Here is a 16,919-nt window from a genome sequence, read left to right as displayed (position 1 = left end):
AAGTATGTATACGCTCATGATTATCTAAGATAAAAACAGATTCCTATTGGAATGTTGTTTTACAGTTGTTGATGAAGAGTGCAATTTCTGAAGGCGTTGCAATCGTATCAACGACCTTTTTAGAAATTGCTTTTGCAGGCATATAAGGAACCTGTGAGCTGAGTGGATCTTGGGCAATGCAGTAGCCTCCTTGAGATTGTATGGCTTCTAACCCGCGTATTCCATCTGAGTTTGCTCCTGATAGAAGAACTCCAACCATACGGTTCTGATAGACATCTGCAGCTGTTATAAAAGTAAGATCAATGCTGGGTCTTGAGAAGTTAACTTTCTCTGAGGCATCTAGGGAAAGGGAATGATCCTTTTCTATAAATAAATGATAGTCCGCTGGTGCAATGTATACTACACCTGGCTTTATCTTCTCTTTATCTTCTGCTTCTTTTATGGTAAGTGTAGTTTTTAGAGCTAATAAATTAATCAGCATTTCTGAATTAGGAGCAGACTTTCTGTGAAAGACAACAATAATTGATACAGATAGGTCGGATCTTAGCTTGGGAAGGATTTCGAGAATAACCTGTAAGCTTCCAGCTGAGCCCCCAATTGTAATTAGATCAGCTATCATGTTTCCTCCATATCTTTTCATTCGGATCCACTTGTTTGTATTTAGGAGAAATGCTGGCAAAGCGAAGGGTTTCTTTCGTTCCCATCGCCAGGTATCCCAGATTATCCAAACTTTTATCTATCAGGTCAAACACCCGACCTTGTAGATGCGTGTTAAAGTAAATTAGTACATTTCTACATAAAACTAATTGAAAGCTGTTGAAAGAGGAGTCGGAAACGAGGTTATGAGTTGAGAAAACTATCTTCTTTCGAAGTGTTTCATTGAATATAACAACATCATATTTCGCAGAGTAGTAAGATGAAAAGTCTTGATAGCCACCACTGGAGAGGTAGTTTTCAGAATATTGTTTAATTGATCTTAAACTAAAAATCCCCGATTTTGCTTTTTCCAGCACTCTTGGATTTAAGTCGGTAGCATAAATCAAACTCTTGTGTAGCAGATTGGCTTCTTTTAGTAAAATCGCAATTGAATATGCCTCTTCACCGGAGGCGCATCCCGCGACCCATATTCTAATGAAAGGATAGGTGCCTAAGGTTGGAATAATATGCTGTCTTAGATATTTAAAGAACTCAGGATCGCGAAACATCTCTGTAACGTTTACTGTAATTTCTTCTAGGAATCGCCTTAGGTAAAAGCTATCGTTAATCAAACGATAGTGTAATTCTGCAAAGCTTGGAAACCTATCAATGGTTATAAGCCTAATCAACCTCCTCTTCATAGATGCACGGCTATAATCTGAAAAATCATAACCATGCGCTCGGTGTAAGTCTATTAATAAACCCTCTATATCCTCATCTCTAACTATTTGTACTTCCATTATCCAAATACTGGTTAATCTTGTTTATTAGCAGATCTATATCTACCGGTTTGGGAAGATAGTCCGATGCCCCAGCATGTAGACACTTTTCTTTGTCGCCAGACATTGCCTGAGCCGTTACTGCTATAATAGGGATGTTTTTTAAGGCTTTCTTTTGTTTGATTTTGCCTATTGCTTCATATCCATCCATATCCGGCATCATCATATCCATCAAAACTATGCCAATTTCTTTGTTCTCCAGTAAGTGATTGATGCCCTCTTGCGCGGAATGTGCGGATATGCAATTAAAACCTCTTGACTGAAGTACAGCACGTAAAGCAAAAGTGTTTTTTGAGTCATCATCAACGACTAAAATTTGTGTTTTCATAGATAAAACTAAGGGTTCCAGCTTTTTAATTAATTATATAACCACACTCTTAATAAAGAAATTAATTGATCTATATCTACCGGCTTTGATATATAATCGGAAGCGCCTGCACGGATACATTTTTCTCGATCGCCTATCATTGCTTTTGCGGTAACTGCTAATATAGGTAGGTTAGCCATTTTTGGATTTTTACGTATCCGGGTTGTAGTTTCATAGCCATCTAATTCCGGCATCATCATATCCATTAATACGATATCTATTTCGTCTTGATGAGCTTCGAGGATTTCCAAGGCTTCCTTTCCATCATTTGCTGAGAGCACTCTCATGTTGTTGCTTTCTAATGCCTTGGTAAGCGAATAAATATTACGAATATCATCATCTGCAATTAATACTGTTTTTCCTTCAAGGATTTCGTTAAACCTCCCTATATTTTTGGGAGTCTTAGCTTTTTCTTCAGATATTTTATTTTCTTCTATCAGATGTAGGAAAAGTGTCACCTCATCTAGTATTCGTTGATAAGAATGTGCTGTTTTTACTACAATAGAATCAGCATATTGCTTAATTTTTTGCTCTTCAATACGAGATAGGTTTTTGCCGGTGAAGATGATAATTGGAAGGTTCTCTAAACCCGGATTATCCTTAATTGTTTCCAGTGTTTTATATCCCTCTTCATCTGGAAGACCCATATCTAATATAACACAATCGATTTCCTCGCTTTGAAGTGCAGAAACACCATCCTTGATATTCCCTTTAATTTCTGATTTTACACTAAAATTACCGAGATACTCGGATAGGGCCTGAGCATGTTTAAGATTCTCTTCAATGATTAATACCTTTTTAGGGCCTTTTGATAATGCTTTTTCCAGTTTAATGAATATCTCATTCATTTGTTCGAAAGCAATAGGCTTATTGATAAAATCAATGGCACCTTTTCGAAGACTTTCCTTTTTGATTTGAAAGGACGACATCATATGAACGGGTATATGGCGCGTTGAAGAGTTTTCCTTTAGTTCTTTCATCACTTGCCATCCATCTTTAATTGGTAATTGTAAGTCTAGTAAAATGGCTATAGGATTATATTTGAAAGCTAATTCTACCCCATAATCACCTCTTACTGCAACAAGGCCTTTGTAACCTTTTTTTCTGGTAAATGCAAGCAGTGATTTGGCGAAAGTAGGATCATCTTCAATAATTAGAATGGTATTATCGCCTTCTTTAATCTTTTCTCTATCGTCTGGTATGTCCTCAGGAATAACTGTAGCAATGTATGTTGTTGTGTCCTCCTTCGGGTCAGCTTTATCTTCAATGATAGGTTCAACAGATTTGGAACCTTGTTCAGAAATTACTTCTTTTTTTATTTTAGACACCTTATTTATATCAGCAGGAATTGTCAGTGTAAATTCACTTCCAGACCCTAACTTGCTCTTTAATGTAAGGTCTCCACCTAATAATTTTGCTAATTCTCGGCTAATGGCAAGCCCCAGACCTGTGCCGCCATACTTTCTGCGTGTAGAGCCATCTGCTTGTTGAAAAGCACCAAAGATATGTTCTTGTTTGTCTGCTGCTATTCCAATTCCAGAATCTTTAACGGAGATATCAATGAGGTCTGGATTGGCAGAGTTTGGTTCGATGCGAAGCTGTATATATCCTTTCGCAGTAAATTTAAGAGCATTTGAAATAAGATTTTTTAGAATCTGCTCAAGACGAGACCGGTCTGTAGTAATTGATTTAGGTATTTTTCCACTTACAGATAATTGTAAATCCAGTTTTTTCTCTTTTGCCATTTCTCCAAACAGAGAACGCATTCTTGATACAATTTCATCTACATTTTCTGATTGAAACTCAACACTCATTTTTCCAGCTTCGATCTTAGATAGGTCAAGGATCTCATCGATTAATGATAGTAAACCCTTTCCAGAAGTTTGAATAACCTCTGCATACTCAACTTGATCTGCGCTAAGGTTATTGGTTCCATTTTCACTTAGTAGCCGGGAAAGAAGTAAAATAGAATTTAAAGGTGTTCTGAGTTCATGCGACATGTTTGCAAGGAATTCAGATTTATAGCGTGTGCTTAACTCTAATTCTTCAGATTTCCTTTGAATCTCTAAATTACGTTCAATAATAAGATGATTACGATCTTCTAAAATATTGCTTCTCTCTTCCAGTTCTTGATTTGCTTGTAAAAGCTCCTCCTGCTGTACTTTTAGTTCCTCCTCTGATGCCTGCAGTTTTTGTGTTTGTGCTTCTAATTCAGTATTGAGATTCTCTAATTCGCTGTGCTGTGTTTGTAGTTCTTCTGTTTGTGTTTGTGTTTCTTCCAAGAGTTCTTGTAACCGCACCCGCGATTTCATACTTTGAAATGTACTGGCAATGTTTACCGCTACTTTTTTAACAAAATCTATTGAAGCGTTATTAAAGCTATTAAAGGATGCGATCTCAATTATGCCTTCTACTTGTCCGTTTTGAACAAGAGGGATAAGAAATAAGTGAGTAGGTTGAGCCTTGCCCATACTGCTTCCTATCGCGAGATAATCTTCAGGAATATGGTCTATGATTACAGGCTTCATATTCTTTGCTGCGTTACCCAAGCGATTCTGGCCCAAGCGGATAACTTTAGGGATTAAATTATTGTTAATTACCGCATAACTACATTGGAGCTCTAAGGTGTCTGTGTAATTATGAAGGTAGAGGGTTCCAATATCGGCATTCAGGTAGTTTACTAAGGAAGCTAATACAGCGCTGCAAGTTTCTTCAAGATTTTTGCGCCCAATCAAAACACTGTTAATGGTTGAAAGCCCTGTTTGTACCCAAATCTCATCTTCTTTAGAGGCTGAAAAAGCCTTAAGCGACTCTTTCATTTTTAAGATAGACTGACCAAGTTTGTCTTTTTCCCCTCTTACATCAAATTCTATATTAAAATTGTTTTTTCCTATTGTCTCAGCTGCTTCTGCTATTTTTATATTGTTCTTGTCAATTTGAATAAATGACTGGGCGAGTCTTCCAAGGGCATCGTTTGGATAGTCTGGAAGTTCAACGCCCGTTTCGCCAAGCGCTATCCTGTAAGCTTCTTGTTTTAATTTATTAATCTGCTCGGTTGTAGATTTAATAGCGAAAAATATAATTGCTGATATTAAAAGAGCTATAAGTATTAAGGCGATAAAAAGATACCTTTGTTCTTTAATAGTATCTTGATAGGCTTCTAAGGTATTCTTTTGAATGGTATTCAAAATATCTTGATGCATTTTTTTTAGCGCATCCATTCCCGCAGCCGAGGTGCGCCACCATTCTTCTGCATTATAAGAGTCATCTATTCTTCCTTCATTTATAATCGTATTAAAAAGATTAATTGTCGGGTTGAGGTCGGAACTCTCACTCAACTTATTGTAATCGGCGATTATCTGCTCATCTTTGTTTGTTAATAGTTCGTATTCATACGATTTGAAGAGATCGTAGTTTTTTTGGAAATCAGTGAAGGATGTGGAAAGAGATTCATCATGCGTTAGATTTAAATAGATGTCTAAACGCATTAATGCAATCAGATTAGCCATGCCTGACAGGGCAGCACTAGCCTCCAGCTTATCGTTTGATGTTTTGATCAGAATAGGGTTATCAGTTCGGATACTGATATTACTTTGTAAACGATTAATGAGGAGTTGGTAATTTAATAAAACATCGTTTGCGGTAATACTATCAGTATCTATTCTTCTTCTCCAATCTTCAAGGCTATTAATGAATGTAAATTTCTTATAGTCTTCTGTAAAACCATTTTGTGAGGTCTTTTCTAATTCGTTGAAAGCAATGTCTGACTGTTCTCGCTGAACAATTAAATTGCTGTTATTCTCCCTTTTTAATAAGAAGCTTAAACTAAACCGTCGCTCTTTCTGTAATTCATCAATTAGGTTAGCTGTAGCAATTGTATTATTTAAACGACTTATAAAGTTATTTGTCGTACTAACCTGAATCTGCTTCTCTGCCTGAATAATATAGAAATAATAAAATAATGCTAGTAAAGGAATAACTGCACTAAATAGTAATTTTAGATTTAACGGAATTCGATTGAATAGCTTTGTCATTATTTGGTTTAATTGATTAGTCTGTTAGTTCTTACTGTTTATTGGAAGTTTAAAGTAGAATGTTGATCCATTTCCCAGCTGACTGTTTACCCCACAAACGCCATTATGACGATGTATAATTTCACGGCAGATATAAAGCCCTATACCTAATCCCTGAAAGCGATTAGAAGATTCTTCAACCCGGAAAAATTTCTCGAAAAGTTGCTCTTGTAATTCTTGAGAGATACCAATTCCCAAGTCAGTAACATGAATCTCCAGCGCGTCTTCTGTTATAATTGATTCAACTTGTATTTCGCGTTTATCTGGTGAGTATTTAATGGCATTTGTCAGGTAGTTTATGACAACCTGTTCGAGTCGCATTTCATCTCCAAGATAAATTAAATCAGCAGAACCTTTTTGTATAATGGTATGCTCAGGAAATATATGCTGAATATTTTCTATTGCATTATTTAACATATCCTGAAATGGAAAGGGGCGTAAATTGAACTTCATCTTCCCGCTATCCATATTTGATATATCCAATAAATCTGATACTAAGTCGCCAAGTTTATTGATTTGAAAACTTGCCTTTGAAATATAAGTCTTGAGATCTTCGTTATTCTCTTTTTTAATCAAACGCTCCAGCAATTGGATATAACCACGCATACTGGTCAGGGGAGTTTTTAATTCATGACTTGCTATACTTATAAACTCGTCCTTCTTTTTTTCAAGTAATTTACGTTGCTCAATTTCTTTTTTTAAGGATTTCTGTATCTTTTTTAATTGATTGTTCTGTTCGAACAGTCGATTGAAAGTTTTTACTTTTAGTAATAGGATGTCAGGGTCAAAAGGTTTGGTTATGTAGTCGACCGCTCCTGATTGATAGCCGCGCGTAATAAACTCTTTGTCGATATTTACAGCAGAAAGGAATAGGATAGGGGTGTCTTTTGCTTTACTGTAATCAAGTATTGTTTCTGCTACTTCAAAGCCATCCATCCCTGGCATTTGGACGTCTAAAATTATTAATGAATAAACAGTTTTTAGAACTTTTCGTAATGCTTCTTCACCAGAAGATGCGCTATCAACGCTAAAATTATTGTGTTCTAGAAAGCCACGTAAGGACACTAAATTTTCTGGCTTATCATCGACGATTAGTATCATACAGGATTAATATGTAAAATATTTAGAGCTGGTTTAACCAATTAACAATTTTACAAAAAACTCATGACAAAAAAGATTAAATAAGAATAATTAAAGCACAAGAAAAGAGGAAACTTTGTTCCTCTTTTCTTGTGCTTTAATAGATAAGGGCTCTTAAAGAATTAAAATAAGTAATAAGATAATAATGATGATGGCACCTACAGAAAGGTAAACCCCACCTTGTCCTAGTGCTTTCGCTTCTTTATTCATGTCGCGTAATTCCTTCTTTAAAGCCTTTCTTTCTTGTTTACTAAGATCGGATTTATCCAACTCCTTAATTTCCTTTACACGTTCACGCATTTCATTCATACGTATCGTTACTTCTTCTTTTGTATAATCCTTGGTTGGATCATCGATTGCCGGAGCTGCCGATACTGAAGAACTGAAGGTAAAAGCTAACAATAATACTGTTAATAGAGAATAAATTTTTGCTTTCATGACAAATCTTTTAAGTGAGAAAATATGTTCTATTCTATAAAAGATAAATATGGTCGTATTTGTTTTAAATTCTAAAAAAATATTTTGACCTAAGGGGTATTTCCCAATAAGTTAAAGTTTGCGGCTCCTTTTTAGATATTTTTCATGATTGAATGGCCAAGTTTATCGCGTTTAGTGCGTAAATACAACTCATTGTGCTTGTTTGATTTAATCTCAAGAGGCACATTTTCTACTACCTCCAAACCATAACCAATAATACCTGCTCTTTTCTTAGGATTGTTAGTCATTAAGCGCATTTTTGTAACTCCTAAATTTCTAAGTATTTGAGCTCCCACACCATAATCACGTTCATCTGCTTTAAAGCCTAGTTTTAAGTTAGCATCTACGGTATCTAATCCGTTCTCTTGAAGGTTATAAGCACGAAGCTTATTAATTAGGCCGATGCCTCTTCCTTCCTGGTTCATATAAACAATCACACCTTTGCCAGCTTTTTCGATCATTTCCATGGCTGCATGTAATTGTGCACCACAGTCGCATCTGCATGAACCAAAAATATCACCGGTTACACAAGAGCTATGTACTCTTACCAAAATAGGTTCACCAGGCTCCCAGGCACCCTTGATAAGAGCAACGTGCTGTTCTCCTGTATTCTTTTGAGTATATGCAGACATTTCAAAGTCGCCCCACTCGGTTGGTAATTTAACAGAAACTTCCTTTATAATTAAAGAATCCTCGTTTAAACGGTATTCGATTAGATCTTCAATGGAAATAATTTTGAGATCAAATTTCTTGGCGATGGTTAATAGATCAGGTAAACGTGCCATTTCACCATCGTCTTTTAAAATCTCTATCAGAACCCCTGCAGGTTCAAAGCCAGCCAATCTGGCTAAATCAATTGCCGCCTCCGTATGCCCAGTTCTACGTAATACACCTCCATCCTTTGCGCGTAAAGGAAAGATATGCCCTGGTCGGCCTAGTTCTTCTGGTTTAGTTTCTGGATTTACGAGAGCTTTAACAGTCTTTGATCGGTCAGAGGCAGAAATACCTGTTGTGCATCCATGACCAATTAGGTCAATAGAAACTGTGAAATTTGTTTCGTAAGCAGCTGTATTTTTGCCTACCATTAAATCCAGTTTTAATTCATCACAACGTTCTTCTGTTAGCGGAACGCAGATTAAACCACGGCCATGCGTTGCCATAAAGTTAATCACTTCAGGAGTAGCATTCGCTGCAGCTGTAACAAAATCACCCTCATTTTCGCGGTCTTCGTCATCCACTACGATAACTACTTTCCCAGCTTTTATATCATCAATCGCTTCTTGGATTGTATTTAAACGAATTGCCATAGATTATTGGTATTGAAATTTTTACAAAAATACGTTTTATGAATGTCTATTAGATAATATAACCGTCATTAAACTAGGCAGAAACTCGCTTTTTAAGCTTGTCCCATATTTTCTTGATCGTAAGCTTATACTGCTCAATATCAAATAGAGCAGAGTCTGTTGCTGCTTTATAGGTTAAGAAAATCCCTAAAGGGGCTAATATGAAAATGGCAGTCCACATTCCGAATATTTCATTGATATTTCCTTCTCTTGCAGACTTCTCTGCGAGTGTTGAAATTACATAGTATATTAAAAAGAAAATAATAGCCATTACTACAGGCAAGCCTAAGCCTCCTTTGCGAATAATAGCTCCCAATGGAGCACCGATTGAAAAGAAAACCAAACAAACTACCGATAAGGTAAATTTCCGTTGATATTCCATCAGGTATCTTCGGATCGAACTCGCGTATTCACTGTCTGTAGTTGCTTTTATTGAAAGCACATCTTCGATATAGCGGGTTTGATTCTGTGCTTCAGCAATGGCAGCCATTCTGTTTCTTTCTGGAACAACGTCTAAAAGAGTGCTTTTGTAGCTAATTGGATCGGTAGCCTTTTTTGTGGATGGATAATGATACTGCGAGTATATTTTGTAGTAGGGCTCGAGTTCGCGAAAAACTTCACTACGAAGACTATCGTTGTATGCAGATATAGAATCAGCATAATATTCCAACTGCCTTAAATTCAACATCGCATAATGACTTTTGAATAGATTCTCATCGGTTCTTTTCATTTCGAACGCGGACATGTCGAATTTCTGCTCTGTTTGATCGAAGTAATAACGCGTAAAAAGTTGTCGAGGGTCGTAAGTTTTTGATCCTGATGTCTCTTCATATCGAACACCGTCTTTAAGCTCAAGAACCATGTAACTATTATCTGAGGTGTTGTACATTTTTCCCTCTTTAGCCATTAATACATTTGTGCCTGAAGTGTTTGGAGCATGCTGATAGATAATCAGATCTTCAAGTTTAGTGCCGTTTTCGCTCTTGCTTTTTGCACGGATAGCATAGCCCGGAATGCTGTTGTTAAATACACCCTCTGTTATTAGGAAGTCTGCTTTTTTCTCACGAACATCGTATAATAGAGAGCCCATTTTTAGGTTGGCAATCGGCAGCATATAGTCGCTAAAAACAAAAGCTCCCATGCTGAAAAGGGAAACAAATATAATGAGCGGCATCATTGCCTTTCTTAAGGAAATTCCTGCTGCTTTAATTGCGGTAAGTTCAGAGCTTTCTCCCAAATTACCAAAGGTCATGATAGAAGATAGAAGCATAGAAAGCGGCAATGCCATTGCTACATTAGTTGCTGAAGCATACCAAAGTAATTGTAAAATGACATACCATTCAAAGCCTTTTCCGATGAGATCATCGATGTATTTGAATAGAAAAAGCATCAAAAGTACAAACATTACGATAAAAAACGTAACGATGAAAGGCTTGATGAATGCCTTAAGTACAAGTACATGAATCTTTTTCACCTTACAAAGGTAAGGAGAAATTTATGATTTAAGCACCTAAAACGCTTAAGAGGTAGTCGATCTGATTATCCCATATTGATTTACGGTCATCAAGATTAGATTCATCTGCAAAGTCAGTTACAGCAAGTGCAACATCGTTTGTAAGTTCATCTTGTACAATCTCTAATTCAAAATAGTAAGGGTCTTCTTCTAACCATTTATAACGAACAATTTTGTTTTCTCTCTCATTCATTAATTTAGCCTTCCGGCTGTCGCCATGCCAGGTGAAGGTATATATATGATCACGAGTTGATACTTCATCTGCAAACCATTGGGATAATGCATTTGGCTCAATTAAAAAAGAGTATAAAATTTTGGGTGAAGATTTTATTTCATATTCCAAATGGAATTTTATTTTTTCTGACATATATATCCGGGTTCATTTAAAGTACAAAAATAGATTGTAAAGTTTTTTTCTAAAGAAAGGGAAATTAAACTATATTTGCAAACCGAAAAAGGAAGCATCTTTTTAGGAACCTGGCGGGGTAGCTCAGATGGTTAGAGCGCAGGATTCATAACCCTGAGGTCGGCAGTTCGATTCTGCTCCCCGCTACTCAAGGAGACAGCATATCGTTGTCTCCTTTTTTATACCAATAAAATCTTCAAAACAAACTATTAATAATCTAACAGATATCATTAATATGTTATTGGGCTGTTATACCCATGTAATTTAGTTCACTGGTTTCATCGCTGATTGTTAATCGATATTATTTGTTTTTGGGTATAGTTTTCATAATCGAAATGATTGCCAAAATTACCATACACAAGTTAAAAAGCAACGCTATCATTGCTGCTTCCCGAATGGCAATATTATCTTGTCTTCCGGCGAATGAGATAATCTGGTCAATAATATTGCCAGAAGTGTTAATAGAACTAAATCCGGTAAAAATTCCAGCAGATATAGCTACACCAAAAGCAGCCCCAAGTGACGATGCCATTTTGTAAATTCCCGAACCTGCACCCGCTTGTGCTTCTGGTAAATTCGAAAGGGCCGCGTCGGTTGATGGTGTGGCATAAAAAGCTAAGCCTAGACCAAAAAGTGTGTAGGAAATAATAGCTAAGATTTTGTATGTTTCAGTCATCAGGTTGGTCGGTAATAAAAGAGCTATCGATATTCCTACTACGATAGAACCCCAAATCATAGGTTTTCGAGCACCAAAACGCTGTAATAATTTTTCTCCTACCCTAATGAAAGCAACAATAGCAATAGCATAACCCAATGTTAGTAATCCTGCTGTCTGTGCAGAAAGACCGCCTCCTACCTGTAGCAGCATTAAAGATACAATCAGCATTCCCGCAACTCCATTAAGTAAAAAGTTGGATATAGTGGCTCCCGTATAAATTGGATTGTTAAAAAGGTTAAAATCGATGAAAGCATTCTTCTTTCCATTTTCAATGCGAAAAAAGAGAACTCCAAATACAAGAATGAGGACAGCTAAAATAATTGTTAGAAGGCTAAGCCAACCAAATTCACCTCCTTTACTTACCAATACTTGAAGTGCGATCATAACAACCATAAATGTAAAAATACCCGCAATGTCAAGTGTTGGGTTTCCTGATTGTTGAACCTTGCTTTCAGGAGTGTCTTTAACCATTAGAAACCCAATAACGGAAATTGCTGCTGACATGAAAAAGATGTAGCGCCATCCTATATTTTGAGCCATTAATCCACCAAAAAGAGCACAAAATCCCGAGCCTCCCCAAGAACCAATAGACCAAAGACTAATCGCTCTTTGACGATCGGTCCCATCCCAATAAGCTTTTACTAAAGCCAAGCTTGCCGGCATAATACACGCACCCGATAAGCCTTGAAAAATACGGCCAGTAATCAAAGTTGGATTTGCCATTGGTCCGACAGGAGTTAAACCAACGAGCATTGAGCCAATAATACTAAAGATAAATCCAAGTAAGATGATTTTTACTCGTCCAATACGATCGGCAAGACCACCCATGACTACAATAAAAATACCTGAAAATAAAGATGTAATGGATACAGCAATGTTCATCATTGAAGTATCCATTTGAAGGTCTTTAGACATCACGACATTAATGTTTAATGTTGTTTGTGCAAATAACCAAAATGCTATAACTCCAAAAATAATTCCGAATAGGAGTTTATCATTTCCTTTGTACTGCGTTGCTTGATTTATACTATATAGATTAAATTTTTATAGAGTCTGAAGAACCTGTACTAGCGTATGAAGCTTTAAATAAAGGTAGAAAAAATAAAATGTTTACACTAATCTAAGAAGTAGAAAAAGAAGCAAAATATTTGCTGTATATCGTTGTTTATGAATATATTAATTTTTTAGTGAATGCATCAGATCCTCAAATAATCTAAACAAATAGATGTTACCTTTGGTTATAAATTTTATATATTTACTATGTAAAGATTGTATCGTCATAGACAGTCTCAATTAAACGCCTGTTTAGCCAATAAAATAACATCATTATGGAAATCAATCAAATCAAGTCATTCAACACCAGAATGGACAGCTTTATTGATAAGCTTCTTCCTGAATTAAGAGACATATATAAAGATATACATCAAAATCCTGAATTGTCTTTACAGGAATTCAGAACAGCTAAAATAGCTGCTGATTATTTAACAAAATATCAATTTGAGGTTACTACTGAAATCGGAATAACGGGTGTAGTAGGTGTTATGAAAAATGGTAATGGTCCAACTGTAATGCTACGGGCAGATATGGATGCACTTCCAGTTGCTGAGGCAACTGGCTTACCTTATCAAAGTACAAAGATAGCGAGGGATGAAGATGGCGTTGAAGTTGGCGTTTCGCATGTATGTGGACACGATTTGCATGTAACCTGGCTAATGGGAGCTGCACGATTATTTTCAGAACACCGTGACGTATGGAAAAGCACCTTAATGGCTGTCTTTCAACCCGGAGAAGAAGTGGGTCGTGGTGCACAAGGAATGATAGATGACGGTATGATGGAACGTTTTCCTAAGCCCGACATAATTTTGGGACAACACGTAATGGTTGGAGAGTCTGGCACAGTCGGTTATCGTAGTGGCGCTATATTATCCGCAGGCAATAGCCTTAAAGTTAAGATTTTTGGCCGCGGCTCTCATGGTTCACAACCACAAACCTCCATCGACCCCGTTATCATGGCAGCCGCTACAACCATGCGATTACAAACCATTATTTCGAGAGAGGTAGCACCGGTTGAAAACGCTGTACTAACTATAGGAGCCCTACAGGCTGGCACCAAAGAGAATATCATTCCAGATGACGCAACGTTGAAACTGAATATTCGTACGTTTAATGATGGTGTTAAAGATCATATACTTTCAGCAGTTAAACGTATATGTTGCGCAGAATGCGCTGCGTCTAATGCGCCAAGAGATCCTGAATTTACTACATTGGATAGCTACCCTTTAACTGAAAATGACGCAAAGGCAACCGCAAAAGTTGCAGAAGCTTTTCATGTACAGTTTGGAGATAAAGCACAGGAAACGTTACCAGCTTCAGCGAGTGAAGATTTTAGTGTTTTCGGAAGAAACTGGAAAGTTCCCTATGTCTTTTGGTTCGTTGGCGGTACAGATCCTCAAACGTATTTAGAAGCTAAGAAAAATAATCAGATAAATACAATTCCAAGTAATCATTCCACCAAATTTGCACCTGTTATTGATCCAACCTTAAAAACAGGATTGCAAGCAATGATGACGGCTGCTGCTGCATGGTTTAATTAAACATTATATGCTGCAAAAATAGATGGATAAATTACATACCTTTTACTATATCCTTGACTTGTTAGGTACTTTCGCATTTGCTATAAGTGGTGCAACGGCAGCAAAACAGAATAAACTTGATTTGTTTGGGATTTGGGTTATTGCGTTTACTGTATCGTGTGGCGGAGGGATTATACGAGATATTTGTATCGGAGCTATTCCTCCTGCCGGACTCACAAACTGGTATTATCTTGCAACAGCAATTGTTGCGACCGTACTTGCTATACGTTTATATCCCACAGTAGAACGACTCAACCGGCCAGTAATACTGTTTGATGCTGTTGGCTTATCATTATTCGCAGTTACCGGAGCGCAGAAAGCACTTTCTTTTGGTCATAATGGTGAGGCTGCGGTTCTTTTAGGAGTTATCACAGCAGTTGGTGGCGGAGTATTGCGTGATGTTTTTCTTGGACGAGTACCAATAATATTACAAAAGGAGATTTATGCATCTGCTGCCCTTTTGGGTGCTCTAATTGTTGTTTTAGGAAACTATTTAAAATGGCTATCAGGCGATCTGATGGCAATTATTGCATTAACCTTATGTTTTACATTAAGGATATTAGCACTTCGTTATCATTGGAACCTCCCCACTTTTTCAACCGACAAACCATAGTTAGTTTTTGCTCTTTATCATTATCTTTGTACCATTAAATATACTCCTTTTTGCAATAAAGTATTAATAGAAGATAGAATGAAAACCATGTTTAAATATTTAATGATTTTGCCTCTAGCAGTTATCCTTGTAAGTTGTAATCAGGGAGCAAACAACGAAACCGTAACTCAAGTTACGTCAGAAGTTGTTGAGATGCCACAACCTGTATCTACTTTGGGTTTTCGTACAGGAGACCAAGTGCCAAATGATATGGTATGCATGGTAAACGATGAATACATGGGCAAGAAACAGATACCGGTTGTTGTTGGAGCAACTACCTACTACGGTTGTTGCGATATGTGTGTACAGCGTATTCCAAATGATGAATTGGTTCGTAAAGCTGCTGATCCTTTTACAGGAGAAGAAGTAGATAAGGCGAATGCTTACATCGTGCTGATGAACGAAACGGGAGAAGTAGCTTATTTCTCATCAAAAAGTAATTACGAAGCCTTTGCCTCTAAGGTGCCTCAATCGTAATAGCCAATATTATTTCTGATTTTCTATAGATACGACATAATGACTAGTCGTATCTTCTTTGATATTCTAACGGATATGGTACATATCTTCTTCGGACATAAAAGGGACATTAAAGGTGTTTGCCCCTACAAAGTCCGAAGAAGGTCCCTACTATGTCCCTAGAATATCCCTATAAGAATAAAGGGAGTGTCTTACCCTATAATAACTATACACTATTGTTAATAATTACTTAATTAGTTATACATTCTAAATTGTTAATTCTAAAGGAGCTATACAAGTACTTTTTCGTCTTTGTTATAGCTTTTCGTTTTCCATAGTTTTCTAAGGACGCCTGTCTTTAAATGAGCCTGTTCCGGGGTCAGTAAATCGACACTTAAATGTGGGCGGATCGTATTGTAGGCTTTGATATTACGTGCAATCCTTTTTTTTGTTTCTTTGAACCCATCTGCTGAATTGTAAAGGTTGAAATCGGTTTTTAAGATTCCGTTAACGCGTTCGGCAATGGCATTCTCATAGGGGTCACCGTTTTCTGTCATGCTTATGGCAACTTTTCCCTCCAGCAACACATCCACGTAGGCTTTGCTGCAATACTGAGATCCCCTGTCCGAATGATGGATCAGTTCTCCTTCGGGGTACATTCTATTGCCTAAAGCCATTTTTAATGCTTCGATGCAACCTTGCCCCGATAGATCTTTGCGGAAGCAAAAGCCCATAATCTGTTTGGAGTAGGCATCGGTAACCAAGCTCAGGTAGCCCCATTGTCCCGAGAAGCGGATATAAGTGATGTCGCTTACCCATATCTGTTCGGGCCGGCTTGGAATTAGATCCTTGATCAGATTGGCATATTTATGCATCCAGTGGCGGGAATTGGTGGTAATTGCTTTTCGTCTCCTCCTGCGGATCTGTAAGCCATGCTCGCGCAGCAGGTCGAACATGTAGTCCCGCCCGATCTTGATCTGGTGCGACCGGAACACCGGAGTCAGCATGCTATGCAGCTTCAATGTCCCTATCCCTGGTATTTCCTTCCTGATTTCCAGCACCTTTTGAATAACGATGTCCTCTTTTAGTCCTTGATCCTGGACGCGCCACCCTTTATCATAATAGGCATGCCGGGTTTTGCCAAACAGTCTGCACAGGGTACCTATCCCTATGTTGGGATAATCCTGTTTCATTTTGATGACTGCCTGGCACCAGGCTTTTTTCTGATATTGATCTTTAGCGTTTCCTCTGCAACATCAATCAGGGTTTCCAGTGCCTTGTTCTTGAGCTCAGCTTCGGCAAGGGCCTTTTGGAGGGCCCTTACCTCATCGCTTTGTGGTACTTGGGGGGCTTTCTGCTTCATGGACGGTGGATTATGACTGCTATATCCGCATTTTTCTTTTTAATCTCCCGCAACCAGCCCCTTATGAGCGAAGTACTCTTCAAGCCGTAGGCGATCTGTACTTCTTTTAGGGTCATCCCAGATTCTACGGCACGGAGGATCGACCGCTTTTGGGTAGGACTGTAGGTCCGTCTCTTGCCAGCCTGATATTCCGGGGAACCGTATTGGGACATCCAAACATCCAAAGATTTATAGGACATGCCATGCATGCGCATTGCTTCTTTTCGTGGAAGCCCCTCTTCGATTTCTTTTACGATTTGC

16 protein-coding genes and 1 tRNA gene are annotated in these 16,919 nt (G+C 37.6%); 4 read left to right on the top strand and 13 right to left on the bottom strand.

Features of this window, described 5'->3' with window-relative positions:
- Nucleotides 1-43: 43 nt before the first annotated feature.
- From VL047_RS00135 to VL047_RS00095, 9 genes are all read right to left on the bottom strand, one after another.
- On the bottom strand, nucleotides 44-640 hold the full coding sequence (locus VL047_RS00135) for a chemotaxis protein CheB (protein ID WP_325357265.1): 597 nt from the start codon (nucleotides 638-640) through the stop codon (nucleotides 44-46).
- Nucleotides 609-1,439 (bottom strand): CheR family methyltransferase, encoded by an 831-nt coding sequence (locus tag VL047_RS00130; protein WP_414635294.1) that lies wholly within the window; start codon nucleotides 1,437-1,439, stop codon nucleotides 609-611. Before VL047_RS00130 ends, VL047_RS00135 begins: the two co-directional genes overlap by 32 nt.
- On the bottom strand, nucleotides 1,417-1,803 hold the full coding sequence (locus VL047_RS00125; protein ID WP_325357261.1) for a response regulator: 387 nt from the start codon (nucleotides 1,801-1,803) through the stop codon (nucleotides 1,417-1,419). Before VL047_RS00125 ends, VL047_RS00130 begins: the two co-directional genes overlap by 23 nt.
- A 29-nt stretch (nucleotides 1,804-1,832) precedes the next feature.
- Complete coding sequence (locus VL047_RS00120; RefSeq protein WP_325357259.1) at nucleotides 1,833-5,876, bottom strand: response regulator; 4,044 nt, start codon at nucleotides 5,874-5,876, stop codon at nucleotides 1,833-1,835.
- Between the two features lie 24 nt (nucleotides 5,877-5,900).
- Nucleotides 5,901-7,016, bottom strand: a complete 1,116-nt coding sequence (locus VL047_RS00115) for a hybrid sensor histidine kinase/response regulator (protein WP_325357257.1) — start codon at nucleotides 7,014-7,016, stop codon at nucleotides 5,901-5,903.
- 153 nt (nucleotides 7,017-7,169) lie between these two features.
- Nucleotides 7,170-7,493, bottom strand: coding sequence for a hypothetical protein (locus VL047_RS00110; RefSeq protein ID WP_325357255.1), 324 nt, complete (start codon nucleotides 7,491-7,493; stop codon nucleotides 7,170-7,172).
- Between the two features lie 131 nt (nucleotides 7,494-7,624).
- Nucleotides 7,625-8,839: a bifunctional 3,4-dihydroxy-2-butanone-4-phosphate synthase/GTP cyclohydrolase II gene (locus VL047_RS00105; RefSeq protein ID WP_325357253.1), complete on the bottom strand. Its 1,215-nt coding sequence runs from the start codon at nucleotides 8,837-8,839 to the stop codon at nucleotides 7,625-7,627.
- 73 nt (nucleotides 8,840-8,912) lie between these two features.
- Nucleotides 8,913-10,352: an LptF/LptG family permease gene (locus VL047_RS00100; RefSeq protein ID WP_325357251.1), complete on the bottom strand. Its 1,440-nt coding sequence runs from the start codon at nucleotides 10,350-10,352 to the stop codon at nucleotides 8,913-8,915.
- Nucleotides 10,353-10,380: 28 nt separating this feature from the next.
- Entirely contained in the window at nucleotides 10,381-10,758 is a 378-nt protein-coding gene (locus VL047_RS00095; protein WP_325357249.1) for an START-like domain-containing protein, read from the bottom strand.
- Nucleotides 10,759-10,870: 112 nt separating this feature from the next.
- Between VL047_RS00095 and VL047_RS00090 the strand changes: the two genes are divergently transcribed.
- Nucleotides 10,871-10,944: transfer RNA gene (locus tag VL047_RS00090), tRNA-Met, on the top strand.
- A 154-nt stretch (nucleotides 10,945-11,098) separates the two neighbouring features.
- Here the strand turns inward: VL047_RS00090 and VL047_RS00085 are convergent.
- Complete coding sequence (locus VL047_RS00085; RefSeq protein WP_325357480.1) at nucleotides 11,099-12,541, bottom strand: MFS transporter; 1,443 nt, start codon at nucleotides 12,539-12,541, stop codon at nucleotides 11,099-11,101.
- A 302-nt stretch (nucleotides 12,542-12,843) separates the two neighbouring features.
- Between VL047_RS00085 and VL047_RS00080 the strand changes: the two genes are divergently transcribed.
- From VL047_RS00080 to VL047_RS00070, 3 genes are all read left to right on the top strand, one after another.
- Nucleotides 12,844-14,109, top strand: a complete 1,266-nt coding sequence (locus VL047_RS00080) for a M20 family metallopeptidase (RefSeq protein ID WP_325357247.1) — start codon at nucleotides 12,844-12,846, stop codon at nucleotides 14,107-14,109.
- A 22-nt stretch (nucleotides 14,110-14,131) separates the two neighbouring features.
- Nucleotides 14,132-14,761 (top strand): trimeric intracellular cation channel family protein, encoded by a 630-nt coding sequence (locus VL047_RS00075; RefSeq protein WP_325357245.1) that lies wholly within the window; start codon nucleotides 14,132-14,134, stop codon nucleotides 14,759-14,761.
- A 78-nt stretch (nucleotides 14,762-14,839) separates the two neighbouring features.
- Entirely contained in the window at nucleotides 14,840-15,277 is a 438-nt protein-coding gene (locus VL047_RS00070) for a hypothetical protein (protein WP_325357243.1), read from the top strand.
- Nucleotides 15,278-15,546: 269 nt separating this feature from the next.
- Here the strand turns inward: VL047_RS00070 and VL047_RS00065 are convergent, their stop codons facing one another.
- The 3 genes from VL047_RS00065 to VL047_RS00055 all read right to left on the bottom strand — a co-directional run.
- On the bottom strand, nucleotides 15,547-16,449 hold the full coding sequence (locus VL047_RS00065) for an IS3 family transposase (RefSeq protein WP_325357241.1): 903 nt from the start codon (nucleotides 16,447-16,449) through the stop codon (nucleotides 15,547-15,549).
- Entirely contained in the window at nucleotides 16,446-16,619 is a 174-nt protein-coding gene (locus VL047_RS00060) for a hypothetical protein (RefSeq protein WP_325357239.1), read from the bottom strand. Before VL047_RS00060 ends, VL047_RS00065 begins: the two co-directional genes overlap by 4 nt.
- Nucleotides 16,616-16,919 (bottom strand): helix-turn-helix domain-containing protein (locus VL047_RS00055; protein ID WP_325357237.1); only part of this gene is annotated, 304 nt, incomplete at its 5' end. The genes VL047_RS00060 and VL047_RS00055, both read right to left, overlap by 4 nt.

Source organism: Albibacterium sp. (assembly GCF_035514885.1).
Lineage (GTDB): Bacteria > Bacteroidota > Bacteroidia > Sphingobacteriales > Sphingobacteriaceae > Albibacterium.
This window is presented reverse-complemented; position numbering and strand designations above follow the sequence as displayed.